The 25,068-nt window shown below is 64.7% G+C and carries 24 protein-coding genes; 12 read left to right on the forward strand and 12 right to left on the reverse strand.

The genetic code is table 11. The features are described from left to right. Positions 1–108 precede the first annotated feature (108 nt). The gene (locus EXZ48_RS08295) at positions 109–447 is read left to right on the forward strand and encodes a TIGR01244 family sulfur transferase (protein WP_023515378.1); all 339 of its coding nucleotides are present in this window, start codon (positions 109–111) and stop codon (positions 445–447) included. Positions 448–632: 185 nt separating this feature from the next. On the opposite strand, the gene EXZ48_RS08300 is transcribed toward EXZ48_RS08295, so the two are convergent. The 4 genes from EXZ48_RS08300 to EXZ48_RS08315 form a co-directional block, all read right to left on the reverse strand. Then, on the reverse strand, positions 633–2,282 hold the full coding sequence (locus EXZ48_RS08300; RefSeq protein WP_023515377.1) for a thiamine pyrophosphate-binding protein: 1,650 nt from the start codon (positions 2,280–2,282) through the stop codon (positions 633–635). Then, positions 2,279–3,475, reverse strand: a complete 1,197-nt coding sequence (locus EXZ48_RS08305; RefSeq protein ID WP_130515299.1) for a CaiB/BaiF CoA-transferase family protein — start codon at positions 3,473–3,475, stop codon at positions 2,279–2,281. Before EXZ48_RS08305 ends, EXZ48_RS08300 begins: the two co-directional genes overlap by 4 nt. Positions 3,476–3,645: 170 nt before the next feature. After that, positions 3,646–4,593, reverse strand: coding sequence for a DMT family transporter (locus EXZ48_RS08310; RefSeq protein WP_024271542.1), 948 nt, complete (start codon positions 4,591–4,593; stop codon positions 3,646–3,648). Next, positions 4,590–5,579, reverse strand: coding sequence for a lysophospholipase (locus EXZ48_RS08315; protein WP_371687645.1), 990 nt, complete (start codon positions 5,577–5,579; stop codon positions 4,590–4,592). Before EXZ48_RS08315 ends, EXZ48_RS08310 begins: the two co-directional genes overlap by 4 nt. A gap of 144 nt (positions 5,580–5,723) precedes the next feature. On the opposite strand from EXZ48_RS08315, the gene EXZ48_RS08320 reads away from it, so the two are divergent. From EXZ48_RS08320 to EXZ48_RS08340, 5 genes are all read left to right on the forward strand, one after another. Continuing rightward, positions 5,724–6,470 carry a ribonuclease gene (locus EXZ48_RS08320; RefSeq protein WP_130515301.1) on the forward strand — a complete coding sequence of 249 codons (747 nt, stop codon included), beginning with the start codon at positions 5,724–5,726 and terminating at the stop codon, positions 6,468–6,470. A 203-nt stretch (positions 6,471–6,673) separates the two neighbouring features. Further along, complete coding sequence (gene ettA, locus EXZ48_RS08325) at positions 6,674–8,323, forward strand: energy-dependent translational throttle protein EttA (protein ID WP_130515303.1); 1,650 nt, start codon at positions 6,674–6,676, stop codon at positions 8,321–8,323. Between the two features lie 149 nt (positions 8,324–8,472). Then, positions 8,473–9,480, forward strand: a complete 1,008-nt coding sequence (locus EXZ48_RS08330) for a metalloregulator ArsR/SmtB family transcription factor (RefSeq protein WP_023517041.1) — start codon at positions 8,473–8,475, stop codon at positions 9,478–9,480. Between the two features lies 1 nt (position 9,481). Next, complete coding sequence (gene metF, locus EXZ48_RS08335) at positions 9,482–10,384, forward strand: methylenetetrahydrofolate reductase [NAD(P)H] (RefSeq protein WP_130515305.1); 903 nt, start codon at positions 9,482–9,484, stop codon at positions 10,382–10,384. A 142-nt stretch (positions 10,385–10,526) separates the two neighbouring features. After that, positions 10,527–10,724, forward strand: coding sequence for a hypothetical protein (locus EXZ48_RS08340; RefSeq protein ID WP_050744520.1), 198 nt, complete (start codon positions 10,527–10,529; stop codon positions 10,722–10,724). A gap of 153 nt (positions 10,725–10,877) precedes the next feature. Here EXZ48_RS08340 and EXZ48_RS08345 read toward each other — a convergent pair whose 3' ends face one another. The 4 genes from EXZ48_RS08345 to EXZ48_RS08360 form a co-directional block, all read right to left on the reverse strand. Continuing rightward, positions 10,878–11,804, reverse strand: a complete 927-nt coding sequence (locus EXZ48_RS08345; protein WP_245461974.1) for a DMT family transporter — start codon at positions 11,802–11,804, stop codon at positions 10,878–10,880. Positions 11,805–11,957: 153 nt separating this feature from the next. Then, positions 11,958–13,154 (reverse strand): lytic murein transglycosylase, encoded by a 1,197-nt coding sequence (locus tag EXZ48_RS08350; RefSeq protein ID WP_023514317.1) that lies wholly within the window; start codon positions 13,152–13,154, stop codon positions 11,958–11,960. Between the two features lie 171 nt (positions 13,155–13,325). Next, on the reverse strand, positions 13,326–14,105 hold the full coding sequence (locus EXZ48_RS08355; protein WP_130515307.1) for a GH25 family lysozyme: 780 nt from the start codon (positions 14,103–14,105) through the stop codon (positions 13,326–13,328). Positions 14,106–14,295: 190 nt separating this feature from the next. Next, positions 14,296–14,964 (reverse strand): outer membrane protein, encoded by a 669-nt coding sequence (locus EXZ48_RS08360; RefSeq protein WP_023514319.1) that lies wholly within the window; start codon positions 14,962–14,964, stop codon positions 14,296–14,298. Between the two features lie 232 nt (positions 14,965–15,196). Between EXZ48_RS08360 and EXZ48_RS08365 the strand changes: the two genes are divergently transcribed. Together EXZ48_RS08365 and EXZ48_RS08370 are read left to right on the forward strand one after the other, a co-directional pair. Continuing rightward, complete coding sequence (locus tag EXZ48_RS08365) at positions 15,197–16,759, forward strand: bifunctional diguanylate cyclase/phosphodiesterase (protein WP_082342451.1); 1,563 nt, start codon at positions 15,197–15,199, stop codon at positions 16,757–16,759. Positions 16,760–16,823: 64 nt separating this feature from the next. After that, entirely contained in the window at positions 16,824–18,230 is a 1,407-nt protein-coding gene (locus EXZ48_RS08370; protein ID WP_130515309.1) for a serine hydrolase, read from the forward strand. Here EXZ48_RS08370 and EXZ48_RS08375 read toward each other — a convergent pair. Continuing rightward, positions 18,215–18,616 carry a ketosteroid isomerase-related protein gene (locus EXZ48_RS08375; RefSeq protein ID WP_130515311.1) on the reverse strand — a complete coding sequence of 134 codons (402 nt, stop codon included), beginning with the start codon at positions 18,614–18,616 and terminating at the stop codon, positions 18,215–18,217. The two genes, EXZ48_RS08370 and EXZ48_RS08375, sit on opposite strands and share 16 nt — an antisense overlap. 183 nt (positions 18,617–18,799) lie before the next feature. On the opposite strand from EXZ48_RS08375, the gene EXZ48_RS08380 reads away from it, so the two are divergent. Then, positions 18,800–19,387 carry a GNAT family N-acetyltransferase gene (locus tag EXZ48_RS08380; protein ID WP_024271545.1) on the forward strand — a complete coding sequence of 196 codons (588 nt, stop codon included), beginning with the start codon at positions 18,800–18,802 and terminating at the stop codon, positions 19,385–19,387. 22 nt (positions 19,388–19,409) lie between these two features. Here the strand turns inward: EXZ48_RS08380 and EXZ48_RS08385 are convergent, their stop codons facing one another. The 3 genes from EXZ48_RS08385 to EXZ48_RS08395 all read right to left on the reverse strand — a co-directional run bounded on the left by EXZ48_RS08385 (position 19,410) and on the right by EXZ48_RS08395 (position 22,399). Next, positions 19,410–20,339, reverse strand: a complete 930-nt coding sequence (locus EXZ48_RS08385; RefSeq protein ID WP_130515313.1) for a lytic transglycosylase domain-containing protein — start codon at positions 20,337–20,339, stop codon at positions 19,410–19,412. A 132-nt stretch (positions 20,340–20,471) separates the two neighbouring features. Continuing rightward, positions 20,472–21,101: a LysE family translocator gene (locus EXZ48_RS08390; protein ID WP_023517179.1), complete on the reverse strand. Its 630-nt coding sequence runs from the start codon at positions 21,099–21,101 to the stop codon at positions 20,472–20,474. A gap of 83 nt (positions 21,102–21,184) precedes the next feature. Then, the gene (locus tag EXZ48_RS08395) at positions 21,185–22,399 is read right to left on the reverse strand and encodes a pyrophosphate--fructose-6-phosphate 1-phosphotransferase (protein WP_130515315.1); all 1,215 of its coding nucleotides are present in this window, start codon (positions 22,397–22,399) and stop codon (positions 21,185–21,187) included. 239 nt (positions 22,400–22,638) lie between these two features. On the opposite strand from EXZ48_RS08395, the gene EXZ48_RS08400 reads away from it, so the two are divergent. From EXZ48_RS08400 to EXZ48_RS08410, 3 genes are all read left to right on the forward strand, one after another. Then, positions 22,639–23,379, forward strand: a complete 741-nt coding sequence (locus EXZ48_RS08400; protein WP_037409464.1) for a DnaJ family molecular chaperone — start codon at positions 22,639–22,641, stop codon at positions 23,377–23,379. Further along, entirely contained in the window at positions 23,376–24,140 is a 765-nt protein-coding gene (locus EXZ48_RS08405) for an N-acetylmuramoyl-L-alanine amidase (RefSeq protein WP_130515317.1), read from the forward strand. The genes EXZ48_RS08400 and EXZ48_RS08405 overlap by 4 nt, the downstream gene beginning before the upstream one ends. A gap of 225 nt (positions 24,141–24,365) precedes the next feature. Further along, a complete protein-coding gene (locus EXZ48_RS08410; protein WP_023516141.1) occupies positions 24,366–25,028 on the forward strand; it encodes a lytic transglycosylase domain-containing protein in 663 nt (220 codons plus the stop codon). The last annotated feature ends 40 nt before the right edge of the window (positions 25,029–25,068 follow it).

Here is a 25,068-nt window from a genome sequence, read left to right on the forward strand (position 1 = left end):
CGATGCGCTTCAGCTCTTTTCGGGAATTGCTATAGATTTTGCGTGATTGACGCTCCCGCGGCTCGGGCTTAAACGGTGAGCACCCCTGTTTTCTAGAAGGAACCGCCCATGGATATCCGCGAGATCAACGACGAATATTCCGTCTCCGGCCAGATCGCCGTCGGGGATCTCGACGCCATCGCCGCCCTGGGCTTCAAATCCATCGTCTGCCATCGCCCGGACCATGAAGAGGCAGGCCAGCCGGAATTCTCGGCCATTGCGGCGCGTGCGAAGGAACTCGGTATCGAGACGGCCCATGTGCCCGTCGGCCCGATGGGCGTGACTGCGGAAGCGGTGAGCGGCATGGTTGACGCGCTCGACGAGTTGCCGCGCCCGATGCTCGGCTACTGCCGTTCCGGCATGCGCTCGACGAAGACCTACGAGCAGGCGCAGCATCTTCGCGGCTGAGGACCTGGCTCCTCAACCGCCTGCCGTTGCCTTCTCCCCGTAGGCGGGGCGAAGGGGAATGCCGCAACGGCTTCCCAAAGCATCGACGATATGTTGGTAGGTGAGGCATTGCCCCATCCGCCTTCTCCCCGCTTGCGGGGAGAAGGTCGCAGTAGCGGGATGAGGGGCGTTCACGCCCCAAAACGTCATTTCCCGCTGCGGATATCCGAGAGCGTGCGCGTCGGCGTGATCGCTTCCGGGTCGAGCTTCACCTCTATGATCGCCGGCTTGCCGCTCTGGCGGGCGCGCAGGAAGGCTGGCGCAAAATCCTCCGTCGTCTCCACCGTTTCGCCATGGCCGCCATAGGCGCGGGCGAGCGCGGCGAAATCCGGGTTGGTCAGATCCGTGGCGCTGACACGGCCGGGATACTCCCGCTCCTGGTGCATGCGGATCGTGCCGTAGATGCCGTTGTTGACGACGACGGTGATGATCGGAAGGTTGTAGCGCACGGCGGTGGCGAATTCCTGGCCGTGCATCATGAAGCAGCCATCGCCGGCAAAGCAGATAACCTCACGCTCCGGGAAGAGCTGCTTGGCGGCGACCGCGGCGGGCAGGCCATAGCCCATCGAGCCCGATGTCGGGGCGGCCTGCGTCGCAAAGCGGCGGAAGCGATGGAAGCGATGCACCCAGGTCGCATAGTTGCCGGCGCCATTGGTGAAGATCGTATCCTCGGGCGTGTTTTCCTCCAGCCAGGCCATGATCGGGCCCATCTGCACGCCGCCCGGGCCGGTTTGCGGCGGGGTCGACCATTTCAGGTAGGATTCATGCATGGCGGCGGTACGGGCGGCCCAGCGCGGGGCGGTCTTCGGCGCGAGGCCGTCGAGCGCGGCGACGAAATCCTCTGGCGCCGCGCAGATCGCAAGGTCCGGCCTGTAGACACGGCCGAGCTCGGACGGGTCCGGATAGACATGCACCAGCGCCTGCTGCGGGTAGGGCACCTTGAGCAGGCTGTAGGTCGAGGACGGCATTTCCGAATAGCGGCCGCCGAGCAGGATGACGAGGTCCGCCTCGCGGATCTCCTTGCCGAGTGCGGGGCTGATGCCGATGCCGCTGTCGCCGGCATAGTTCGGGTGCTGATGATCGAACAGCATCTGGCGGCGGAAGGAACAGGCGACGGGCAGCGACCAGCGCTCTGCAAAGGCCGTGAAGCCGGCGACGCTCTCTTCGGACCAGCGTGTGCCGCCGAGGATGACGAGCGGGCGCTCGGCTGTTTCGAGACGCCGCGCCAGCTCTTCCATCTGCTTGCGGCCGGGGTGTGCCTCGACCGGCATATAGGCCTTTGCGTCGACGGCCTCGACCGTATCCGTCAGCATGTCCTCGGGCAGCGCCAGCACCACCGGGCCCGGCCGGCCGGAGGTGGCGACGGCAAAGGCGCGCGTGATGAATTCGGGGATGCGGCGGGCATCGTCGATCTCCGCCACCCACTTGGCGACCTCGGTGAAGGCGCGACGGTATTCCACCTCCTGGAAGGCCTCGCGCTCGCGCGCATCGCGCTGTACCTGGCCGATGAAGAGGATCATCGGGATCGAATCCTGCCGCGCGATGTGCAGACCCGCCGAGGCGTTGGTGGCGCCCGGGCCGCGCGTGACCATGCAGATACCGGGCTCGCCCGTCAGCCGGCCCCAGCAGTCCGCCATCATCGCCGCGCCGCCTTCCTGCCGGCAGACGAGCACGTCGACATCGGTGTCATGCAGCGCATCGAGCACGGCAAGGTAGCTTTCGCCCGGCACGCAGGCGACGCGCTTGACGCCATTGGCAACGAGGGCATCGACGATCAACTGGCCACCGGTCTTCATGCGCTTTTCTTTCCTGCTTCGAGGATGCCAAGTTCCGCCATCACGGCGTCGGTATGTTCGCCGAGCCGCGGGCTCGGCCGGTCATAGGCGAGGGGCGTGCCCGAATAGACGATGGGCGTGCGCACGCCGGGAATGCGGTTGCCGTCGGCATCGGGCAGATCGATGCGCAAGCCCCGCGCCTTCACCTGCGGATCCTCGAAGGTCTCGGCGATGGAGTTGATCGGCCCGGCTGGCACGCCCTCGCGCTCGCAGGCGGCGAGCAGATCGGCCTTGCTGATGCTGGCCGTCGCACCGGTGACGAGGCGGCGCACCTCGTCGCGATGGGCGACGCGCGCCCGGTTGGTGGCGAAGCGCTCGTCGTCGGCGACGCCCTCGAGCTTCAGGATGCCGCAGAGCTTGCGGAACTGCCCGTCATTGCCGACGGCGAGGATGATGTGCCCGTCGGAGGTGGGCACGACCTCGTAGGGCGAGATGTTGGGATGCGCATTGCCGAGCCGCGTCGGCGCGTTGCCGGAGGCGAGGAAGTTCATGTTCTGGTTCGCCATGACGGCCGACTGCACGTCGAGCAGCGCCATGTCGACATGCTGGCCCTGACCGGTTTTCATGACATGGATGAGCGCCCCCTGGATGGCGGCGACGGCATAGATGCCGGTGAAGATGTCGGCGATGGCGACGCCGGCCTTCATCGGCTCGCCGTCCGGTGCGCCCGTCACCGACATGAAGCCGGACATGCCCTGCACGATATAGTCATAGCCGGCGCGGGCGGCATAAGGACCGTCCTGGCCGAAGCCGGTGATCGAGCAGTAGACGAGTTTGGGATGGACCTTGGCGAGGCTCTGGTAATCGAGCCCGTATTTGACGAGGCCGCCGACCTTGAAGTTCTCGATGACGACATCGGCCGTCGCGACAAGGCGGTGGACGACGGCGCGGCCTTCCTCGGTCTTGAGGTCGACTGCGATAGAGCGCTTGCCGCGATTGGTGGAGTGGTAATAGGCGGCGGACAGGTTCTCGCCGTCGCTGCCGGTCACGAAGGGCGGGCCCCAGGCGCGCGTGTCGTCGCCGCCGTCGGGGTTTTCGATCTTGATGACATCGGCGCCCATATCGGCCAGCATCTGCCCGGCCCAGGGTCCGGCGAGAACCCGCGCCAGCTCGATGACCCTAATGCCTGACAGCGGCAGGTTCGACTTCTCCATCGTGCACTCCCTCCTCGGCGGTGCCGGAATGCGGCCGGCCGCCGGGCTTTTCGCCCGTTTCCCTTTCGATAACAAAAAGCTGCCGGACACGATAGACGGCGCCCGGCGGGAGATCATGACGGCTCAGACTGACATGATGCCTGCCGCGCCGTTCGCGCGGGCGGGCAAGGTCAGATCGGCGTGGAGACGGGCGGTATCGTCGCCGTCTTGTTGAGCTTGCGCTCGCGCCAGATGACGTAGAGGCCGGAGGCGATGATGATGGCGATGCCGAGCCATTTCACGGCGTCCGGCAGGTGGCCGAACACGAGCCAGCCGAGGATCGTCGCCGAGACGATCTCGAGATATTGCAGCGGGGCGAGCGTCGAGGCGGGGGCCGAGCGATAGGCGTAGACGCCGAGCACGCCGGCGATGGTGGCGGCGACGGCGGCGCTGGCGATGTAGATTGTGTTCGCCATGTCGGGCACGACCGGCGTCAGCATGGCGATGCCGAGCCTGCCGCCGACGAGGAGGAGCAGGCCGGAGAACAGCGCGCCCCAGAGGCCTGCATAGAACTGCATGGACCAGGGGTCCTCCTTCTGGGCGACGAGCCGCGTCAGGAGGAAGAACAGCGCGAGCGAGAGCGCCGACACGACGGGCAGCAACGCGATGGGGCCGACCTCCTGCAGGCTCGGCTGGATGACCAGCAGCGAGCCGAAGAAGCCGACGCCGCAGGCCGTGTAGCGCCGCCAGCCGATGGTCTCCTTGAGGAAGATCGAGCCGAGGATGGTCAGGATGATCGGCTCGACGAAGAAGATGGCGATAGCGTCGGCCAGTTCCATGACGGCGAGCGGTGTGACGAAGGTGATCATGGTGATCGCCATCAGAAGGCCGCGGGCGGCATGCAGGCCCATCTTCCGCCAGGTGACATCAAGAAGCGTGCCGCGCAGGAGGCAGATCGGCCCCAGAACGGTCATCTGGAAGAGCAGGCGCACGAAGGTGATTTCGGTCGCCGGCACGGCGGTGACCGCCAGTTTCGCGAAAATGTCGATGATCGGCGCGATGAGAACCGAGAGCACCATGAGGGAGAGCCCGAAGCTGACCTCGTTGCGCAGCGGCGTGATGGTGGCGGATGTGGTCATGCGTGTTCCCGGGCGCGGGTCCGTGCGTCCACCACCCGCCGGCACCAGACGGCAAAGGCGTCGACGGCGGGATCGCGGAGCGGCCGGCTCTCCTTGAGCGTTTCGTGACGCATGCCGCGATAGACTGTTGTGGTGATGTCCTCAAGCCGCGATTTTTTCAGTCGCCCGGCAAAGGCGTGCACCGCGTGGCCGAAATCCGTCGCCGGGTCCTCCTCGCCGCCGACGAGATGGATCGGCAAGCGCTTCGGCAGGCGTGCAATCCCTTCCGCCGAGGCATTGGCGAAGGTGACGGCGAAGATGTCGATCCACATCGCGACGTTGACGTCGAAGCCGCAGAGCGGGTCGGCGATATAGGCGTCCACCTCGGCGGGGTTATGCGACAGCCAGTCGAAATCCGTACGGCGGTTCGCGATGGCGCGGCCCCAGGTGCCGAAGGTCAGGCGCGGCAGCAGGCCGCTCGGCACATCGGATCCCTTCAGCATGCGTTCTGCCGCCAGCACGACCTGCGCCACGCGTCCGGAAAACCCCGGTTCGAGATTGGAGTTCCACACCGCGAGCGCGTCGATATCGCCAGGATGCGCCTGCGCGAAGGCGAGGGCCAGCAGGCCGCCCATCGAATGGCCGAAGAGCACGACCGGCAGGCCCGGATGCCGCGCCGCCGCATGGTCGCGCACGGCGCGCAGGTCCGCGATCACCCGGGCGATGCCGTCCTTGGGCGCGAACTGGCCGCGCGGGGCGTCCGGCGCGGTGGTGAAGCCGTGGCCGCGATGGTCGTGGGCATAGACATGAAACCCTTCCGCCGCCAGGCGTCCGGCAAATTCCGCGTAGCGTGCGCTGTGCTCGGCGAGGCCGTGGCTGACGAGCAGGATGCCGCGCGCCTCGCCCCGGGCGGCCTCGTGCCGCAGTGCAAGGCTCGCTCCACTTGGACTTTGCAGCATCGAAGCCAGCGAAAACACCGGTCTGTCCTCCCGTTTCGGCAAGGTCAACGCGATTTGCCGATGAAAGACAACGGGATACGGCGTGTATTTTTACGCTTTCTCCCGCATGTCGTGATTTTTCCGATTTATGGTTGCATTTTATGGATTTTTGGTTGTATATGATCTTGTTTTGTTCTTGTTCGGGAGCCGGTCATGATGACCAATGCCGCACTGATTTTCAAAGCCGCCCTTTCCCTCCTTGCTGCGTGCCTCCTTTTCCTCGCAAGTCCCGCGGCCGCCCAGACCGTACCGGCGAGCAGAGAGGGCCGCGAGGTGCTGTCCGTCAGCTGGCAGAAAGGCTACTGCGCCGCCCGGCCGAAGAGCCGCGGCTGTGCGGATTTCTCCACGAATGCGCCGGCGGCCCGGCAGTTCTCGCTGCTCAGCCGGTTCCAGGTGCGCAAGAGCTATTGCGGCATCGAGGCGGCGCTCAAGCAAAGGGCCCGCAAGGGCAAGTGGACGGAGTTGCCGGATATCGTGCTCGCTTCCGTCACGAAGGAGCGCCTGATGGCGGCCATGCCCGCCGCGCGCCTCGGCCTCGACCGCCAGCAATGGCTGCGCAGCGGCAGCTGCGTCGCGGTGTCCCCGGAGATCTACTACAGCCGCTCGCTCGACCTGCTCGATACGCTCAACGCCTCGCCGGTGCGTGCGCTCTTTTCACAGAAGGCGGGGGCGGCGGTCACCCTTGCCGAAGTGCGGGCCGCCTTCGACGCCGCCTTCGGCAAGGGGGCCGGCGAGCGCGTGCGGCTCAGCTGCCGCAAGACGGAGGGCGGCTCCGTCGTGACCGGCCTCACCATCGGCCTTGCCGGCGATGGTCCGACGCTGGCCGAGCGCATCGCCGCCGCCGTCCCGACGAAGTCGCGGTGCACCGAGGGTGTGACGGGCCCGGGGCAGGCGGGGTAGGGCAGCGCGAGCGGGCGGGGTGTCCTTCAGCCCGGACTGGCGAGATACCGGTCGGATTTGGGCACCGTGTCGCTTGCCGACGGTATCAACAGGATGCGGGGCGGGGTTTTCGCCGTGGGGCGCAGTGCGGCTTTCTTACATTGCCGCGGGCGGAGAATTCGCCTACATAGCGGGCAAATTTGTCCGATCCGGAGCGCGTTTGCATGGCACGTCAATTCATCTACCACATGTCGGGGCTCAACAAGGCCTACGGCGCCAAGAAAATTCTCGAAAACGTCAACCTGTCTTTCTATCCCGATGCCAAGATCGGCATCCTCGGCCCGAACGGCGCGGGTAAGTCGACGGTGCTGCGCATCATTGCCGGCCAGGACAAGGAATATACCGGCGAAGCCTGGCTCGCCGACGGTGCGACCGTCGGTTACCTGGAGCAGGAACCGCATCTCGACCCGACCAAGACCGCCTTCGAGAACGTCATGGTCGGCGTTGCCGACAAGACCGCCATCATCGACCGCTACAACGAGCTGATGATGAACTATTCCGACGAGACGGCGGACGAGGGCGCCAAGCTCCAGGATATCATCGACAGCCAGAATCTCTGGGACCTGGAACAGCAGGTCGAGATGGCGATGGAAGCGCTGCGCTGCCCGCCGAAGGATTCTGACGTCACGCTGCTGTCGGGGGGCGAACGCCGCCGCATCGCGCTCTGCCGCCTGCTGCTGTCGCAGCCGGACCTCCTGCTGCTCGACGAACCGACCAACCATCTCGATGCCGAAACCATCGCCTGGCTGGAAAAGCACCTGCGCGATTATCCGGGCGCCGTGATGATGATCACCCACGATCGCTACTTCCTCGACAACGTGACGGGCTGGATCCTCGAGCTCGACCGCGGCCGCGGCATTCCCTACGAAGGCAACTACTCTGCCTATCTCCAGGCCAAGGCCAAGCGCATGAAGCAGGAGAGCCGCGAGGAAGCCGGCCGCCAGAAGGCGCTGTCGCGCGAACAGGAGTGGATCGCCTCCAGCCCGAAGGCGCGTCAGGCGAAGTCCAAGGCCCGTATCAAGGCCTACGAACAGCTGGTCGATGCGGCGGAAAACATCCGGCCCGGCGACGCCCAGATCATCATCCCGGTCTCCGAGCGTCTCGGCAACGTGGTCATCGAGCTGGAAGGCATCAAGAAGGGCTTTGACGGTCGCACGCTGATCAACGACCTGTCGATCAAGCTGCCGCCGGGCGGCATCGTCGGCATTATCGGCCCGAACGGCGCCGGCAAATCGACGCTGTTCAAGATGATCACCGGCCAGGAAACGCCCGATAGCGGCTCGATCCGTATCGGCGACACCGTGCACCTCGGCTATGTCGACCAGAGCCGCGACGCGCTCGACGGCAACAAGACCGTCTGGGAGGAAATCTCGGGTGGCGCCGAAGTCGTCAAGCTCGGCAAGTTCGAGATGAATTCGCGCGCCTATTGCGGGGCCTTCAATTTCAAGGGTGGCGACCAGCAGCAGAAGGTCGGCAATCTTTCGGGCGGCCAGCGCAACCGCGTGCACCTTGCCAAGATGCTGAAGGCCGGCGGCAACGTGCTGCTGCTCGACGAACCGACCAACGACCTCGACACGGAAACGCTCGGTGCGCTTGAAAGCGCGCTTGAGAGCTTTGCCGGTTGCGCGATCATCATCAGCCACGATCGCATGTTCCTCGACCGCCTCGCGACGCACATCCTGGCGTTCGAGGGCGACGGTCATGTCGAATGGTTCGAAGGCAACTTCGAGGACTACGAAGAGGACAAGGTCCGCCGTCTCGGCCCCGATGCCCTCAATCCCGGCAGCCAGGCCTACAAGCGCCTGACGCGCTGAGGCACGGTGCCATCACACCCTTTGAGAAACCCCGGCTTGCCGGGGTTTTTCTTTTGGCGTGTTGATGGGAAGATCGGCGACACGGATTTGCCCTTGCGCGACGCGGGTTAATCACATAAACATATCTTTATGTCTTGATTGGATGGGCCATGGGCGACATGCAGAAACTCGGACTGGACGACATCGTGGAGATCCTGAAGGCGGCGGGTGAACCGACGCGCCTTCGCCTTCTCGCGCTGCTGTCGCACGGCGATCTGACCGTGACCGACCTGACCGACATCCTCGGCCAGTCCCAGCCGCGCATCTCGCGCCACCTGAAGCTGCTCGCCGAGGCCGCGCTCGTCGACCGCTACCAAGAGGGTGCCTGGGCCTTCTTCCGGCTGAGCCAGGGGGGACCTGCCGTCACGCTCGCCCGTCAGCTCCTCGAGAGCGCCGACCCGGCAGACGCGGTATTCGCCCGCGACGACGAGCGGCTGCGCGTGCTGAAGAAGATCCGCGCCGACAAGGCGCAGGCCTATTTCAGCCGAAACGCGGCCGAGTGGGACGCGGTGCGCCGGCTGCATGTCAGCGAGGCGGAGGTGGAGGCGAGGCTGGCCCAGATGATCGGCACGGAGCCGGTGGACGGTTTTCTCGATCTCGGCACGGGCACGGGGCGCATCCTTCAGCTCTTCGAGGGGCTCTACAAGCGCGGCGTCGGCGTCGATGCCAGCCGCGACATGCTCGCGGTGGCGCGCGCCAATCTCGACCGCGCCGGCATCACCAAGGCCTCAATCCGCCACGGCGACATCTTCAACCTGCCGCTGGAGCGTGACGAGTTCGACGTCGTGACGATCCACCAGGTGCTGCACTTTCTCGACGAGCCGGACGCGGCGGTGGCTGAGGCCGCCCGCATGCTCGCGCCCGGCGGGCGCCTCGCCATTATCGACCTTGCCCCGCACGCGCTCGAACATCTGCGCGACGAACATGCCCATATCCGCCTCGGCTTCTCGCACCAGACGCTCGCCGAGTGGCTGGAGAAGGCGGGGCTTGTCGTCGAGGAGGTCGTCGACCTCAAGCCTGCGCATTCGGCCGCCGATGCGCTGACCGTCACCATCTGGCTTGCCCGCGACCAGCGTGAACGGGCCGCCGACACCATTGCCATCCGCAGGAGGAGTTGACATGAACAAGGCGACCGCACGCCCAGCCCGCAAGGACATCCGCCTGTCGTTCGAGTTCTTTCCGCCGAAGTCGGCGGAAGCCGAAGGCCAGCTCTGGCAGACGGCCGCCGCGCTTTCGGCCTATGATCCCGGCTTCATGTCGGTGACCTACGGCGCCGGCGGTTCCACCAAGGCGCCGACGCTCGCCACCGTCCGCCAGCTTCTTGCGATGGGCCTGCCTGCCGCCTCGCATCTCACCTGCGTCGGAGCGACGAAGGAGGAGGTGCATGCCGTCGTCGCCGAATTCCAGGCGGTCGGCGTCAAGCACTTCGTGGCGCTGCGGGGCGACCCGCCGGGCGGCGTCGGCACGGCCTACCAGCCGTATCCGGGTGGTTATGCCAATGCGGCGGAGCTGACCGCCGGTCTGCGAGGCCTTGCCGATTTCGAGATCTCGGTGTCCGCCTATCCGGAGAAGCATCCGCAGAGCCCCGATGTCGCCGCCGACATCGACATGCTCAAGCGCAAGGTGGACGCCGGCGCGACACGTGCGCTCACGCAGTTCTTCTTCGAGAACGACGATTTCGAGCGTTACCTGGAGCGCGTGCGCAAGGCTGGCATCTCGATCCCGGTCGTGCCGGGCATCCTGCCGGTGCACAATCTGTCGCAGGTGCAGAAGTTCGCCGGCCTGTGCGGAGCCTCCGTGCCGGATTGGCTGGCCGACCGGCTGGCACCCGTCGACGACCGTCCGCAGGAGCGCGCTGCGGTGGCGATCGACCTTGCCGCCCGGCAGGTGGAGGATCTCATCGCCCGCGGCATTGGCGAGTTCCACTTCTACACGATGAACCGCGCCACACTGGTCTCGGCCGTGTGCGACCGCGTCGGCTTTGCCCGCAGCGAGCGGCAGCCGGCAGGTGCGGCGGCCTGAGCGCCGCTGCCAGACCGCAGCCCCCAAACGAAAATGCATGGCGCCGTCTCCGGGGCCATGCATCTTTCTAGAATTCGTTTCGGCAGGGTGTTTTTTGAGTTTTTGGTCCCTGGCCTCCCGGACTGCGCTTTGATCGCCTCAGATGAAGATCATCGTTGCGATGAAGAGGAACGCTGCACTGATCATCAGAACATTCAAGGAATGTGTGAGTCCCATGGCTACCTCCTTGCGTTTGCAGATCGATATTACGACTGAAAAAAGCGTGTTGGAAAGACGTTTTGTTGCTGCGCTGCAACATCCGGCTGCCGCCGGATACTTATTCACAGTGTTAACCTTCTGAATTTCCTCCTCTATTGGGGGCGCCACAAAAAATTCACAATCCCTACCAGATGACGAATGCCGGCATTGTGCATTTACCAATATGGCGCACGTCGGACGGGCAATCCGGCGGATTGCCATGAAACGGCCGGGAAGACGCTTTGTTCCCGACCCTTCAGGCGCTGCGCAAGCGGGCGAAAACGCGCCCGTCGAGCACCACGAGGCCGAAGAGGACGAGCGCCATGCCGAGCATGCCGAGCGGCGTCAGGGTTTCACCGAGGAAGAGCATGCCGGCGAGGATGGCGCTCGGCGGCACGAGCAGCGTGACGAGCGAGGTGTTGGTTGCACCGGCTGCCGCCATGATTCGGAAGAACAGGATGTAGCCGTAGGCCGTCGAGATGAGCGCCAGTGCCAGCACGGCGAGGATGGCCGAGAGCGGGGGCAGGGGGAGCTGCCAGGGCGTGTCGAGGGCGAAGGAAACGGGCAGCATCAGCAGCGTCGATGCGGTGAGCTGGCCGGCGGCGATGACCGGCGGAGAAGTGCCGCGGAAGCGTTTGCCATAGGTCGCGGCGAAACCGTAGGAGACGGCGGCGAGCACCGGCAGGATGACCGCCCAGAGCGGCGGGCCGCTGTCGCCGGTGAAGGGGGCGAGCGCCCGCGGGCCGATCAGCACAGCGGTTCCGACCAGCCCGATCAGGCAGCCGGCGATCTTTTCCGAGGAGAGCTTCTCGTCCAGCGTGAACTGGTTGGCGATGAGCACGGTGAAGATCGGCGTCGTCGCGTTGAGAATGGAGGCGAGCCCTGCGCCGATCTGCGTCTGGCCGAGGAAGATCAGCATGTGCGGCACGGCGTTGTTGATGAGGCCGAGCAGCAGGAACTCGCGCCAGCGGGCCCGAAGCGTGGCATAGACGTCGAAGCGGCCGGCAATGTAGATGTGCAGCGCGAGGGCGGCGATGCCGACGCGCAGCAGCACAAGCGTTGCCGGCGGCACATGGACGACGGCGACGCGGGCGAAGAAGAACGAGCCGCCCCAGATCATGCCGAGGAGCGCGAGCAGGCCCCAGGTCTGTGCGCTCATGCGCGTTGCTGCCTGCTGTTCCATTGCACGTTCTCCCGGGCATCCTGCCGTCCGCTGGTGTAGCGCGAAAACGGCGAGGCAAAAAGGCAGAGCGGCAGCCCGGTTCCGACCGGGGCTGCCGCTCTTGGTCTCTTCGTGCCTATAGCACCGCGTTTATGCGGCGCCACCCGATTTCCGTCAGAGGGCGGAGAGCAGGGACTGGGTCGCCCAGCCGTCGGCGGGCAGGCCGAGGCGCAGCTGCTCCTTCTGGATCGCCGCGCGCGTGCCAGAGCCGAGGATGCCGTCGATCTTGCCGACGTCGTGGCCAAGGCCCTGCAGCTTGGTCTGCAGCTGCTTCATGGTGTCTTCGGAAAGGCCTTCCTCCGGCGTGCCGCGCTCATAGGGCGGGGCGCCGGCAAGGCGGGTCGCGAAGTACGCGGCCGAGGTCGTGTAGATGAACGACTGGTTCCACTCGAGGTAGATGTTGAAGTTCGGATAGGTGATGAAGGCCGGACCCTTGCGGCCCTGCGGCAGCACCAGCGAGGCTTGCAGATTGCCGAAGGAGGTGTCGCCGTCGCGCGGCGTGACCCCGAGGGCGAACCAGTCGGCGGCCTTCATGCCCGGCTGCAGGCCGGTCTTCTCGAAGGGCAGCATATCGGGCACCGAGACTTCCTGGATCCAGGGCTGGCCCTTCACGAAGCCGAGATGCTGGATGAACTTGGCGGCGGTCAGGATGGCATCCGGCGAGGACTGCTTGACGTTGACGTGGTTGTCGCCGTCGCCATCGATACCGAATTCGATGATGTCCTTCGGCAGCATCTGCACCTGACCGACTTCGCCGGCCCAGGCACCCGTCGTGCCGTTGGGGTCGAGGTCGCCGTGGCCGACCATCTCGATGGCGGCGAGAAGCTGCGGGCGGAAGAGTTCCGGCCGGCGGCAATCATGCGAAAGCGTCACAAGCGCGTTGCGGGTGTTGAAATCGCCCTGCACGGCGCCGAAGTCGGTTTCCATCGCCCAGAAGGCGGCGATGATCGGGCCCGGTACGCCGAATTCCTGTTCCGCGCGCTGGAAGACCGGGGCGAGGTCCTTCAGCTTCTTGCGGCCGATATCGAGGCGCGACTGGCTGACCGTGCGCTTGGAGAATTCGAGAAAGGTCTGGCGGAAGACACCCTGGGCGCGGTCTCGCGACAGCACCTTCTGGTCGATGGCGGCGCCGGCAAGCGCCCGGTCGGCAACTTCGGCGGAAACGCCGCGCGTCAGGGCCTCGGCCTTCACGCCTTGAAGAAAGGCATTGAAATCGCCGCCGCAGGCTGCCGTCGACTGGGCGTAGGCGCTGCCGGCGAGAAGAAAGGCCGTCAGGCCCACGCCAAGTTTCGTCTTCAGGTTTAGCCGCATCTTGAATGCTCCTTGGTCCGTTGCTGGCCCGGCTGTCTCAGATGAATGTGACGGAAGCAAGAAGAAAAAGGCCGCCGCGACCTGCTGCCACCCTTTTCACGCGATTGTGCCTTTCGGGCGACCTTTGCTTCTCCTCTCGGGGATGCGAGGCCGCCTGCAACCTATCCGGGGTCAGCGGGAAACCGTCTTGACCCAGCTGTTCCAGTTCTTCGCCGAACCGGCGAAGACGTTGATGTCCGTATCGCCCGCTATGCCCGGCACGACGCCTGTTGAGGTGTATTGCCAGAAGGCCCATTTGCGCGCCGGATAGATGTTTTCCGGGTGTTCCGCCACCGCGCGCAGCCAGAAGGGATAGCCCGCGAAATGGCCGACGAGATTGTCCCGGTGGAAATCGACCGTCGTGTAGATGATCGGCCGCTTGCCGTAGTGCTTTTCGAGGCGATCCATGAAGCGCTGCAGGGCCGTGCGCACCTCGTCCGCCGGCGGGCGGGTCTTGCAGGTCGGGGAGGCGGGGTTCCATTCGGCGTCCAGCACGGGCGGCAGCAGCACGGCCTCCTTCGGCACGTTGGCGATGAACCAGTCGGCCTGTGCATCCGCCGTCGAGCAGAAATAGTAGAAATGGTAGGGCGCATGGGCGACGCCGGCAGCGCGGGCGCCGCGCCAGTATTCGGCAAAGCGGCTGTCGAGGCGATCCGTCCCTTCGGTCGCCTTCAGGAAGGCGAAGGAGACGCCCCCTTGCTTCACGGCCTGCCAGTCGATGTCGCCGTTCCACTTGGAGACGTCGATGCCGTGGACCTCGTGGCGGTGCGGATTGCGCGCACCAAAATCCTGCGGGTCCTTGTCGTCGAAGCGCGGCGGCACGGAGGCGGTCGACGCGAAATCGTAGTCGGTGGTGGAACAGGACGAGGCGAGAAGGGCGAGGGGCAGCAAAGCCAGAATGAGCCGACGCATGGAGGTCCCGTTGTTGCGCGTTTCCCAATCCTGCCTCGAACGGGGCGGGTCGTAAAGGGCGGACGCGCGAGACGGGTCGAAGACCACTCGCATATTTCCGTAAAATTATGGTTAGCGCTGCGTTAAGCCGGCCGGGTGCGCCAAAGCCCCTCACCGCTCGACGCGGGGAGGGGTTTGATGGTCGGCTCCGTCAGAACTTCATGCTCACGCCGAGCATGATCGAATGCGAATCGAGGTCGCCGCTGCGGCCGGCGGCATCGAAGATGTCGGAGCTTCCGTAGTCGGTGTAGCGATATTCGACACGGCCGGCCACCGTATCCGTAAAGGCCTGCTCGACACCCGCGCCGATCGTCCAGCCATGGGCGGTGTCCTTCTCCTTCACGCCCGTATCGCGGTTTTCAAGCTCCGCCCGGGTGAAGGCCCAGCCGCCCGTACCGTAGATCAGCGTGCGGTCGAAGGCATAGCCGAGACGGGCGCGCACCGAGCCGCCCCAGTTCGTTTCCGCCTCGTAGCGCGTACCGCCCGAGGAGAAACGTTCATTGTTGAAGTCGTGCTTGACGTCGGCTTCAACGCCGTAGACCCAGCCGTTATTAAAGAAATTGTAGCCGGCATAGGCGCCGAGGGCAAAATCGTCCAGGCCCTCGTCTATGGCGGGTGCCGGGCCGCCGGAATTGGCATTGGTCCAGGCATAACCGGCGTTCACGCCGACATAGAAGCCGCCCCAGTCGTAGACGCCGGCTGCCGTTTCGACGATGGGCGTTTCCACCGGCGGCTCGGCAATGGTCATGTCGGCTGCGAAGGCCGGGAGCGCGCCGGCGGCGAGGAAGATGCCAGCGGCACCGAAGATCGTGGATTTCATCTGATGGTCCTTCCCACTCGGATACTCGCACGAAGCCCCACGCACGAATGACAACAAGAGCCCCAACGCCTGACGGGCGCGATGGTTCCGAAGAAAGAGGGCCCCTTGAATCTTGGGGGCGGATGCCAACCCTCCCTTAACACTCTGTCATTCTTTGTTCGCTAGAAACATCCGTGGGGTCGGTATCGGCCCGAAGCACCCTGTTGTCATGATAACAACGGTTTAGGGTTACATGATGTTGAAAACCTTGTTGCCGAGGATCGAGCAGCGCTATGCGTTGACGGGGTCGATTTTCGGAGCCTTCCTTCCGACCCTCTGCCTTGCCGCCGACCAGCTGCTGCGCGACAATACGCAGGCCAGTCTCTTCGGCTTTTCCGCACCGACCGCCACGGCGCTCGCGCTCATGCCCGTCTTCTTCGGCGTCGGCTTCTACCAGATCGGCCGCTCCAAGGCGCTGCTGATCGCCGAGCTCAGCCAGCGCCGGCAGACGGAGCAGCGCCTGACGCATGACGCCTATCACGACCGGCTGACGGGACTGGCCAACCGGTTCTGCCTCGAGCGTGACATTCAGGCGATCGTCGAGAAGAGCGAGGAGGCGGACCGGCCGGCGCTCCTGCTGCTCGATCTTGACCGCTTCAAGTTCGTCAACGACAGCTTTGGTCATGATGCGGGCGATGCGCTGCTTGCGGCCATTGCCGGGCGGTTGCGACGTGCGCTCTGCGCGACGACGGGCGTCTACCGGCTCGGCGGCGATGAGTTCGTGGTCACGATCGCGGGGCGGCCCTCCATAGGCAAGATCGAGGATGTCTGCCGCACGATCTGCGATCTTTTCGCCGAACCCTTCGATATAAAGCGTAACCGGGTGACCAGCGGCTGCAGCATCGGGGTCACCTTCATGGATGCGGACGACACGTCCATGTCCGAACTCTTGAAGCGTGCCGACCTCGCGCTCTACGAGGCGAAGACGATGCCCGGCAGCGGTTTCCGCTTCTTCGACGCGGCGCTGGCTGCGGATGTGCAGGCGCGTTCGGCCATCGAGCACGATCTTGCGCGGGCGATCCGCGCCGACGAGTTCTTCCTCGAATACCAGCCGATCGTCGGCGTGGAGAGCCGCACGGTGCGCGCCTTCGAGGCGCTGCTGCGCTGGCGGCATCCCGAAAAGGGACGGATCATGCCTGACGTCTTCATTCCGGCGGCGGAAAAGACCGGGCTCATCCTGCCGCTCGGCAACTGGGTGGTGCGCGAGGCCTGCCGCGAGGCGGCGACCTGGCCGGCGCCGGCGGGTGTCGCCATCAATGTCGTCGGCGATCAGTTCAAGGACCGCGCCTTCGTCGGCTACGTCAAGCAGTGCCTCGCGGAGACCGGGCTCGCCCCGGGGCGCCTGACGATCGAAGTGACGGAATCCGTCTTCTCCGTCGACGAGACGGTGATCCGGGAAAGCCTGTCGGAGCTGCGCAGCCACGGGGTGCGGGTGGCGCTCGACGATTTCGGTATCGGCTTTTCCTCGATCAACAACCTGCGTGCCTTCCCGATCGACCAGTTGAAGATCGACCGCTCCTTTGCGCGGGCCATGATGGAAAGCAAGCGGGACGCCGACCTGGTCGATATCATCCTGAAGCTCGGGCGCACATTCCAGGTGACGACGACGGTGGAGGGTATCGAATCCGAGGGGCAGCTGGACTTCATCCGCCAGCGCGGCGCCTCCGAGGCGCAGGGCTACCTGATCTCCGGGCCGGTGGGCGCGCCGGATGTGATGCGCTTCCTTGCGCAAACCGAAGACCGGCTTTCCGCATGAATGCGAAATGCCTTTTCATGACAGGCAAATCCTGATTGTCTCGCACCTGGAAGGAGAGGCCGGTATGAGACGATTCTACAGGCTTGCCGCCTGGACGCTTTCCCTTCTCGCCGCCGTCGTGCTGGTGGGGGCGAGCTGGCTCATCGTATCGCCGCCTGCTCTGCTCAGCGTCGGCTCCGGCTATGCCGCCAAGATCGTCTGCTCCAGCGCCTTCATCTCCGGCCGAGATCCGGATGAGGTACTCGCCGAGGACGTGCAGGCCCCCGGCCATCCGCTCCTCAAACTGATGCGGCAGGATGTCGATCTTGCCGGAAAGACGGTGACGACACGCCTGCTTGGCCTCTTTGCCCCGGGGTATGCCGTCTGGCACGAGGGGTTCGGCTGTACCGGCGTGCCGGACGGCGATTTCGAGGCGGCGCGGCAGGCGATCTCCGATGTCGCCCTGCCGAAGGTCCCGCCCGTGGACCCGGCCGTCGCCTGGCCCGATGGCGAGGCGGTGACGGAGGATGCGCGCGTCGCGGCCCTGCTTGCCGACCCCAAGCTTGCCGGTCCCGGCATGCGGGCAATCGTCATCGTGCATGACGGGCGCATCGTCGCGGAAGCCTATGCGGACGGTTTTTCGAAGACGGTGCCGCTGCTCGGCTGGTCGATGACCAAGACGGTCAATACGGCGCTGATCGGCCGGCTGATGCAGGCCGGCGCCCTGACGCCGGACATGAACAACCTCTTCCCGGAATGGCGCGGCGATACGCGCTCGAAGATCACGCTCGCGCAGCTTCTGGCCATGGAGAGCGGGCTTGCCTTCAACGAGAGCTATGGCAGCGTGGCGGATGTCACGCGCATGCTGTTCCTCGAGCCGGATATGTCGCGCTTCGTGCTGTCGCTGCCGCTTGAGGCCAATCCGGGCGAGCGCTTCACCTATTCGAGTGGCACGGCGGTGCTTCTCTCGCGCATCTGGATGGGCGCGCTCAACGGGCGCAGCCAGGCGCTCTCCTTCCCGGTGCGGGCGCTGTTTGCGCCGCTCGGCATGGCAAGCGCGGTGATGGAGCCGGACGAGACCGGTATTTTCGTCGGCTCTTCCTATATGTATGCGACGGCGCGTGACTGGGCGCGCTTCACGCTCTTCCTGCTCGACGACGGGGTGTGGAAGGGCAACCGGTTGCTGCCTGCCGGGTTCGTCGGGGCCATGGCGATGCCGACGAAAGCGTCCGGCGGCGCCTACAGTCATATGCAGACCTGGGCGAAGGGCCCGGGCGACAAGAGCGATGCTGGCTACGGCCTGCCGGACGAGACGTTCTGGATCCTCGGCCATGACGGCCAGTCGGCCGCCATCATTCCCGCGAAGAGGCTTGCGGTGATCCGGCTGGGGCTGACGCCGTCGAAACTTGGCTATCGGCCCCAGCCGCTGGTGAAGAGCGTTCTCGATATCCTGGACGCACCCGACCTTCAGACCGATCAGGCGCCGACCTGAGCAATCCAGTCGTTGAGATTGTAGGTGTTGGAGATGCGCGCGACCTTGCCCTCGCGAATCTCGAAGAACGCGCCGGCCGGCAGCACATAGGTCTGACCGTTGGCTTCCGGCAGGCCCTCGTCGGTGGCGAGGTACTGGCCGTTGACGGTGAATTCGGCAGCGCCGCGCGTGCCGTCGTCGTTGGACATGATGACGATGTCCGTCAGCGTCTCGCGGTAGCTGCGGTTCATATGCGCCATGAAGTCGCGGAAGACCTGCTTGCCGACCTGGCGGCCGCCCTGGTTGATGTCGTGGATGATGTCCTCGTGCAGGAGGTCGAAGAAGGCCTCCATGTCCTGCCTGTTGAAAGCATCGTAATAGGCGCGGATCGTCTCTTTTGCTGGCATGTCATCCCTCATATCGTTGCTCTAGATCGGTTCCGCTTTTCTCCTAATCGCGAAAACGCTCTATCTCTTTTTCCTCTCGCATTTCCGGACGCAAAACTGCTCCGCACTTTTGCTGGAAATGCTTTCGGGCAAAGCCCGTCCGCCTTATAGCATTGTTCAAATCGTTGGGAACATTCACGGATCATGCAGATCAAGATTGTCCATGGCACCGCCGTGACGCCTTACATCGCCGACCTTGCACGCCTGCGCATCGAGGTCTTTCGCGCCTTTCCCTATCTTTACGAGGGCAGCGAGGACTATGAAGTCTCCTATCTCGCGACCTATGCGCAGTCACCGGAGAGTTTTTTCGCGCTGGCGCTCGATGGCGAGCGCATCGTCGGGGCCTCGACGGGTGTGCCGATGGCGGATGCCTCGGAGGTTTTCCGGACGCCGTTCGTCGCGGCAGGCATGGATCCCCAAAAGGTCTTCTATTTCGGCGAATCCGTGCTGCTGCCGACCTATCGGGGCAGGGGCCTTGGCGTGCGCTTCTTCGAGGAGCGCGAAGCCTATGCCCGCCACCTCGGCCGTTTCGACTGGTGCGCCTTCTGCGCCGTCGATCGCCCGAAGGAGCACCCGCTGCGGCCGGCGGACTACATGCCGCTCGATGAATTCTGGGGAAAACGCGGTTACCAGCGCCGTGCAGCGCTCACCACGATGCTTGCCTGGCAGGATATCGGCGAGGCGGTGGAAACGGAAAAGCCGATGACGTTCTGGCTGAAACCGGCGCGCTGACGTCCTTTGCCGCGAGGCCGGCTTATCTCAGGCCGGTCTCGTCGAGCAGGCCCTTGCGCTTGGCGTGATAGTAATAGCCGGCGGCATAAAGGCGTACCGCGCCGTCGTTCTTGTCGTCGGCGACCATCCAGGCCCCGCGCAGATACTTGCCCGCGTATTTGATGTTCGTCTCGGCGTCGAACAGGCCTTCGGCCGGGCCTTCATAACCCATGCTCTTCGCGGTCGCATACTTGATCTGCATCAGGCCGTAGTGGCCACGATTGTAGGCCCTGGGATTGTAGGTGCTTTCGCGCTTGACGACGCGATGCAGCAGGGATTCCGGGATGCCGTAGATCGCGGCATACTTGGTGATGATCGCATCGATCGGCGTGCCCGACTTCTTGAAGGGCTGCTCGGACTGCTGAACGACAAGACGGGTCTGCGTCGTCAGAACGGCGTTGCTCACCAAAGCAGGTTTCGCCATCGGCACGATCTTGCGGCTGGCGACGAGCTGTTCGAGACCTTCCGGCTCGCCACTGTCAAAGCCCGGCTCCATGACGGAAACGCCGATGACAGTGTCATAACCCTGCTTCGTCGCGGTGGCTACGCCCGCAACGTCGTTGCCGGCAAGCGCGGCGGTGGCGGCTGCGGCGCCGGTCACTGGCTTGGCCTCGGCAAGAGCCGAAACCGGAACGGCAACGCCCGACGTGCCGCCCGCAACGGCGATCGGCGTCGGCAGGGCTTCGGGCGTGTTTTCCGTACCGGGTTTGGCGGCGGGCAGAGCGGCGTAGGAGACTTCCGTCGTCGTCCCGGCGGCAGCGGCGATATCCGTGGTTCCCGCGGATGCCGGCGTCACGGTCCTGGCCGAGGTCGCATCGTCGGCGACGCTGGCGCAGCCGGCGAGCGTCACGAGAAGGCCGGCGCAGGCAAGCGTGGCAATGCGTGCCGGACGGGAAACGGGTGTATCAGCCATGGTCGTCGCTCTCGGTTTGCGGGGGTGCGCGGGCGCCGAAACGCCCCCGTCTTTGCAAATCAATCGGCCGTGGCCGTGCCCCGTCCATAGCCGATCGGGCGGCAAGCGGCAACCCGTAGGCTTGCCGAGGCCTCAGGTGCCTGCCCGCTTGAGCCCTGCCGTCAGCAACCCGGCGCCGATCAGCAAGGTGCCGCCGGTGCGGTTGACGACCTTCTGAACCGAGGGTTTGCGGATGGTTTTGCGCGCGGCGGAGGCGAGCAGGGCATAGGAAAAGGCGTTGAGCGTCGCGAGCACGAGGAAGGTGATTTCGAAGATCACCATCTGCGGCAGGACGGGCTGCGTGAGGTCGAGGAACTGCGGCAGGAAGGCGACGAAGAAGACGATGCTCTTCGGGTTCAGCGCGGTCACCACATAGGCATGCGCGAAGATGCGGAAGGGTTTTTCTTCCGCCGGTGCCTCACCCTCGACCCCGCTGGAGACGGGCGCGCGCCACAGCTTGATGCCGAGCCAGATCAGATAGGCGGCACCGACCCATTTGAGGACGGTAAAGACGGCCGCCGATGTGGCGAGGAGGGCGCCGAGGCCGAGCATCGAGGCGGTCATGGCGGTGAAATCGCCGAGCGCGACGCCGGCGACCGTGGCGCCCGCCGTGCGCCGTCCATGGCCGAGCGCATAGGAGATCACGAGGAGGATCGTCGGGCCCGGAATGGCCAGCATGATGGCGGAGGCGGCGGCGAAGGCAAGCCAGTGTTCGAAAGACATGAAAACTCCCCGGATCGAGTGCAATCCGGGGAGCAAGCCATCACAAGTTTTCGCCGTCAAGCGGCGTTTTGCGCGAGCAGGCGTCAGGCCGCCGGCTTCCACTTCTGGCCGATGACGTTCATCACGTCGCCGAACCATTTCGCCGAGGTGTCGAAGTGCTTGCCGCCCTTGATGCGCGGGAACTCGATGGTGCGCAGCTTGCCGCCCTGGCCTTCGTCATGGCCGGTAACGCCCGAGACCTTGTTGAGCGCGCTTTCGACGGCAAGGTCGGTCATGCTCTGGATGAGGCGGAGGTCGTCGCCGTTCGCCGGGGCGGAGCGAGCGTAGTAGCCCGACTTCTGCACCATGGCGCGTTCGGCGCCGAGCAGGGCGGCGAACTGTTTGGAGAACCAGTTGCCGACATTGATCGTGTCGATCTTCACATGGCCGAAGGCATCGCGCTTGACGGTTTCGCCGGAGGCTTCCCGCTCCGCCACGATCGCGTCGAGGCAGGCGCCTTCCGAAACGAAGAGCGTGACGAAGCCGGCGCGATCCATGATGCCCCTGAGGCGTTCGGCCTCGGCTTCGAGGTTGAAGGCCAGCTCCGGCAGGTAGAGGCCGTCGATGTTCTTCAGCTGCTTGTTCATCATGAAGCCGTCGACATACTCGTTGCCGTTGGTCTTCTGGATATAGGCGCGGGCCGTCGCGGCGGTGAGCCAGCCGCAATGGCGGCCCATCACTTCATGCACGACGAGCGTCTTCGGCGCGGCGCTCTGCTCGTTGCTGACATGGTCGAAGAAGCCGGCGCCGACTTCCGCGGCCGTCCAGGCGCCGAGCGACTGGCGGATCGGCACGACGTCGTTGTCGACCGTCTTCGGAAGGCCGACGACGGTGAGGTTGTAGCCGTTGGCGCCGAGATAGGCGGCAAGGTCGGCGGCCGTCGTGTTGGTATCGTCGCCGCCGATCGTGTGCAGGATGGTGATGCCGTCCTTGGCGAGGCGCTCGGCCGCTACGCGCAGCGGGTTCTCGCCTTCCTTGACGAGGCCGCGCTTCACGCAGTCGGCAGCGTTCGTCAGCTTGACGCGGCTGTTGCCGATCGGCGAGCCGCCGTAACGGTGCAGAAGCGGCGCCTTTTCGCGCATGTCCTTGGTGATTTCGATGCGGTCGGCCAGCAGCAGGCCCTGGTAGCCCGAGCGATAGGCGACGAGCTCGATGTCGGGCGCGATGTCGCTGTAGCGTTCGATGAGGCCTCCGACAGCGGACGACAGACAGGGTGCGAGCCCGCCCGCGGTCAGCATTGCGACTTTCTGCTTGGCCATGTTTCCTCCTCGGCGTCAGCCCGTCTCGATGGTGCAGTTGCTCTAGCGCAGAATCCCGGGGAGGGGAACGGCGCGGCGAACTTATCCGCACTCCATGACGGATTGACTCTCGTGCTCCACAGGCGGAAATCCTGCAGCGGGGATTTTGCATGCCGCCACTTGATGAGGGCCATCAAAATTTTGTCATTCAGACATTTCGCGCCTTGCTTTCCCTGCAATTGTCTGCTCAAGATCACCTTATGTTCCAGAATTCGCCCAGTTGCTTCATCAGTGCCGTATGGGATCGCCTCGTCGGCATGGTCTCGGATGCCGCCAGCAACGTGCTGTCTGGCGTGGTCGAGGCCGTGCGCACGCTGTTCGAAGGCGATCCGGAAACCCGCAGGCAGGTCGCCTTCTCGGTGGCGATGATCGCGCTTTCGGCCAAGATGGCGAAGGCGGACGGTATCGTGACGACCGCCGAGGTCGACGCCTTTAAGGACATCTTCAAATACCCCGACAATCAGGCGGCCAATGTCGCCCGGCTCTACAATCTCGCGCGCCAGGACGTCGCCGGCTACGAGGCCTATGCGGAGAAGATGAAGGCGCTCTGCGTCTCCTGCGAAAAGAACTGCCCGATCCTCGAGGACATCGTCGATGGCCTGTTCCATATTGCCAAGGCCGACGGGCTGATTCACGAGAATGAAATGGCCTTCCTCGGCCGGGTCGCCGAAATCTTCGGCATGGCGGACGAGCGCTTCGAGCAGATCACGGCGCGGCATGTGCATGTCAGCGGCCGTGACCCCTACAAGGTGCTGGGCGTCAAGCCGAGCGACGATTTTGCGGAAATCCGCAAGCGGTACCGGGTGCTTGCCTCGGAGAACCATCCTGATAGGCTGGTGGCGCGTGGCGTGCCGGCCGAGTTCCATCAGATTGCGAACGACCGCATGGCCGCGCTCAACGCTGCCTATGAGGCGATCGAGAAGGAACGCTGCGCTGCATGAGCGCATTCATCTGTGACTATGCCGGCGCGACCGCTGCGCCGTCGCCGAATTTCGGCGAGCGGGCGGGCGGGCGCACGCCTAACATCATCCTCCTGCATTATACCGGCATGGAAACGGCCGACGGCGCGCTGAAATGGCTCTGCGCGCCGGAAAGTCAGGTCTCCTGTCACTACTTCGTGCATGAGGACGGGCGCGTCGAGCAGCTCGTGCGCGAGGCGGATCGTGCCTGGCACGCGGGAAAGAGCTTCTGGAAGGGCGAGACCGACATCAATTCGGCCTCCATCGGCATCGAGATCGCCAATGCCGGACACCCCGGCGGGCTGCCGGATTTTCCGGATGCGCAGGTCGCAGCGGTCGTCGAACTGTGTCGGGATTGTGGCAAGAGATGGCAAATCGCCCCGGAGCGGGTGCTTGCGCACTCCGATGTTGCCCCCGTTCGCAAGGTCGATCCGGGTGAAAAGTTCCCCTGGGAACGCCTTCACGCCGGGGGGGTCGGGCACTGGGTGGCACCGTCGCCGATCGCCGGCGGACGCTTCTTCCAGAAAGGGGATGCGGGCCAGCCCGTCGAAGCCCTGCAGACCATGCTGTCACTCTACGGCTATGGTACTGAAATCGATGGTGTTTATTCGGAAAAAATGGAGGGCGCCGTGGCTGCTTTCCAGCGCCATTTCCGGCCTGAGCGGGTCGATGGCATCGCCGATTTTTCGACCATCGACACGCTGCACCGGCTGCTTTCCGCGTTGCCGCGACTGGCTGCCTGACAGTCTATCCGAATATTCGAATATTACAGGCTGTAACAGAAGTTTACCGTTTCGCCACATCCTGACCTGATTGGGGATGTTCTTTCCGCTTGCGTTCATTGCAGCGCAGCATGCGGTCAGGGCCTGATCGCGATCAATGAGGATCGAGACGTTTGCGCGGGCTGCGCGGCTTGAAATGCCGCCGGCCAAGGCAGTGCCTTTGCGCCTTTTGGAGACGATGACTAGATGAGAAGACTTCTTGCTGCCTTCAGCGCGGCCTGCTTTTGTGTGTCCGTTTTTTCCGCCGCCACGGCATATGCCGAACCCTCCCGGGGCCCGGCCAAGAAACAGTATCTGTTCCAGACTTCCGAAAAACAGGAGGCCGCCGGCAAGGAAAAGCCGCGCAAGGTTTCCAGCAAGCGCAGCAACAAGCGCAAGACCGTCATCGACAAGGACGGCGTGGTCGTCGGCAAGCTGAAGACCTACAAGAGCACGACCGGCTATCCCAAGGCGGAAAACCCGCTGAGCGCGGATCTCAAGACGGCCAGCTATTCCGGCTTGATCCAGACCTATGCCAAGGCCTACGGCGTGCCTGTCGACCTCGCCCATGCGGTGGTGCGCGTCGAGAGCAACTTCAACCCGCGGGCTCGCGGCGGTGCCGGTGAAATCGGGCTGATGCAGATCAAGCCGGCGACGGCCCGCATGATGGGCTATCGCGGCGGCGCCAAGGGTCTCTACGATCCCGAGACCAACATCAAGTTCGGCATGAAGTACCTTGCCATGGCGCACGACCTTTCCGGCGGCACGACCTGCGGCACGATCCTGCGCTACAATGCCGGCCATGGCGCCAAGCGCATGAACCCGGTCTCCAAGCGCTATTGCGGCAAGGTGCAGAGCATCATCGACTGATCGCCGCGACGTTTCGCGGGCTGGAATCGGCCCGCGGCCA

This window comes from Shinella sp. JR1-6 (genome assembly GCF_004284735.1).
In the GTDB taxonomy this organism is placed as follows: domain Bacteria; phylum Pseudomonadota; class Alphaproteobacteria; order Rhizobiales; family Rhizobiaceae; genus Shinella.

Excerpts from the sequence above, each read along its gene's own strand:
- EXZ48_RS08295 (WP_023515378.1), top strand. The coding sequence starts at position 109 with ATGGATATCCGCGAGATCAACGACGAATATTCCGTCTCCGGCCAGATC.
- EXZ48_RS08300 (WP_023515377.1), bottom strand. The coding sequence starts at position 2,282 with ATGAAGACCGGTGGCCAGTTGATCGTCGATGCCCTCGTTGCCAATGGC.
- EXZ48_RS08305 (WP_130515299.1), bottom strand. The coding sequence starts at position 3,475 with ATGGAGAAGTCGAACCTGCCGCTGTCAGGCATTAGGGTCATCGAGCTG.
- EXZ48_RS08310 (WP_024271542.1), bottom strand. The coding sequence starts at position 4,593 with ATGACCACATCCGCCACCATCACGCCGCTGCGCAACGAGGTCAGCTTC.
- EXZ48_RS08320 (WP_130515301.1), top strand. The coding sequence starts at position 5,724 with ATGATGACCAATGCCGCACTGATTTTCAAAGCCGCCCTTTCCCTCCTT.
- ettA (WP_130515303.1), top strand. The coding sequence starts at position 6,674 with ATGGCACGTCAATTCATCTACCACATGTCGGGGCTCAACAAGGCCTAC.
- EXZ48_RS08330 (WP_023517041.1), top strand. The coding sequence starts at position 8,473 with ATGGGCGACATGCAGAAACTCGGACTGGACGACATCGTGGAGATCCTG.
- metF (WP_130515305.1), top strand. The coding sequence starts at position 9,482 with ATGAACAAGGCGACCGCACGCCCAGCCCGCAAGGACATCCGCCTGTCG.
- EXZ48_RS08340 (WP_050744520.1), top strand. The coding sequence starts at position 10,527 with ATGAAGATCATCGTTGCGATGAAGAGGAACGCTGCACTGATCATCAGA.
- EXZ48_RS08345 (WP_245461974.1), bottom strand. The coding sequence starts at position 11,804 with ATGGAACAGCAGGCAGCAACGCGCATGAGCGCACAGACCTGGGGCCTG.
- EXZ48_RS08350 (WP_023514317.1), bottom strand. The coding sequence starts at position 13,154 with ATGCGGCTAAACCTGAAGACGAAACTTGGCGTGGGCCTGACGGCCTTT.
- EXZ48_RS08355 (WP_130515307.1), bottom strand. The coding sequence starts at position 14,105 with ATGCGTCGGCTCATTCTGGCTTTGCTGCCCCTCGCCCTTCTCGCCTCG.
- EXZ48_RS08360 (WP_023514319.1), bottom strand. The coding sequence starts at position 14,964 with ATGAAATCCACGATCTTCGGTGCCGCTGGCATCTTCCTCGCCGCCGGC.
- EXZ48_RS08365 (WP_082342451.1), top strand. The coding sequence starts at position 15,197 with ATGATGTTGAAAACCTTGTTGCCGAGGATCGAGCAGCGCTATGCGTTG.
- EXZ48_RS08370 (WP_130515309.1), top strand. The coding sequence starts at position 16,824 with ATGAGACGATTCTACAGGCTTGCCGCCTGGACGCTTTCCCTTCTCGCC.
- EXZ48_RS08375 (WP_130515311.1), bottom strand. The coding sequence starts at position 18,616 with ATGCCAGCAAAAGAGACGATCCGCGCCTATTACGATGCTTTCAACAGG.
- EXZ48_RS08380 (WP_024271545.1), top strand. The coding sequence starts at position 18,800 with ATGCAGATCAAGATTGTCCATGGCACCGCCGTGACGCCTTACATCGCC.
- EXZ48_RS08385 (WP_130515313.1), bottom strand. The coding sequence starts at position 20,339 with ATGGCTGATACACCCGTTTCCCGTCCGGCACGCATTGCCACGCTTGCC.
- EXZ48_RS08390 (WP_023517179.1), bottom strand. The coding sequence starts at position 21,101 with ATGTCTTTCGAACACTGGCTTGCCTTCGCCGCCGCCTCCGCCATCATG.
- EXZ48_RS08395 (WP_130515315.1), bottom strand. The coding sequence starts at position 22,399 with ATGGCCAAGCAGAAAGTCGCAATGCTGACCGCGGGCGGGCTCGCACCC.
- EXZ48_RS08400 (WP_037409464.1), top strand. The coding sequence starts at position 22,639 with ATGTTCCAGAATTCGCCCAGTTGCTTCATCAGTGCCGTATGGGATCGC.
- EXZ48_RS08405 (WP_130515317.1), top strand. The coding sequence starts at position 23,376 with ATGAGCGCATTCATCTGTGACTATGCCGGCGCGACCGCTGCGCCGTCG.
- EXZ48_RS08410 (WP_023516141.1), top strand. The coding sequence starts at position 24,366 with ATGAGAAGACTTCTTGCTGCCTTCAGCGCGGCCTGCTTTTGTGTGTCC.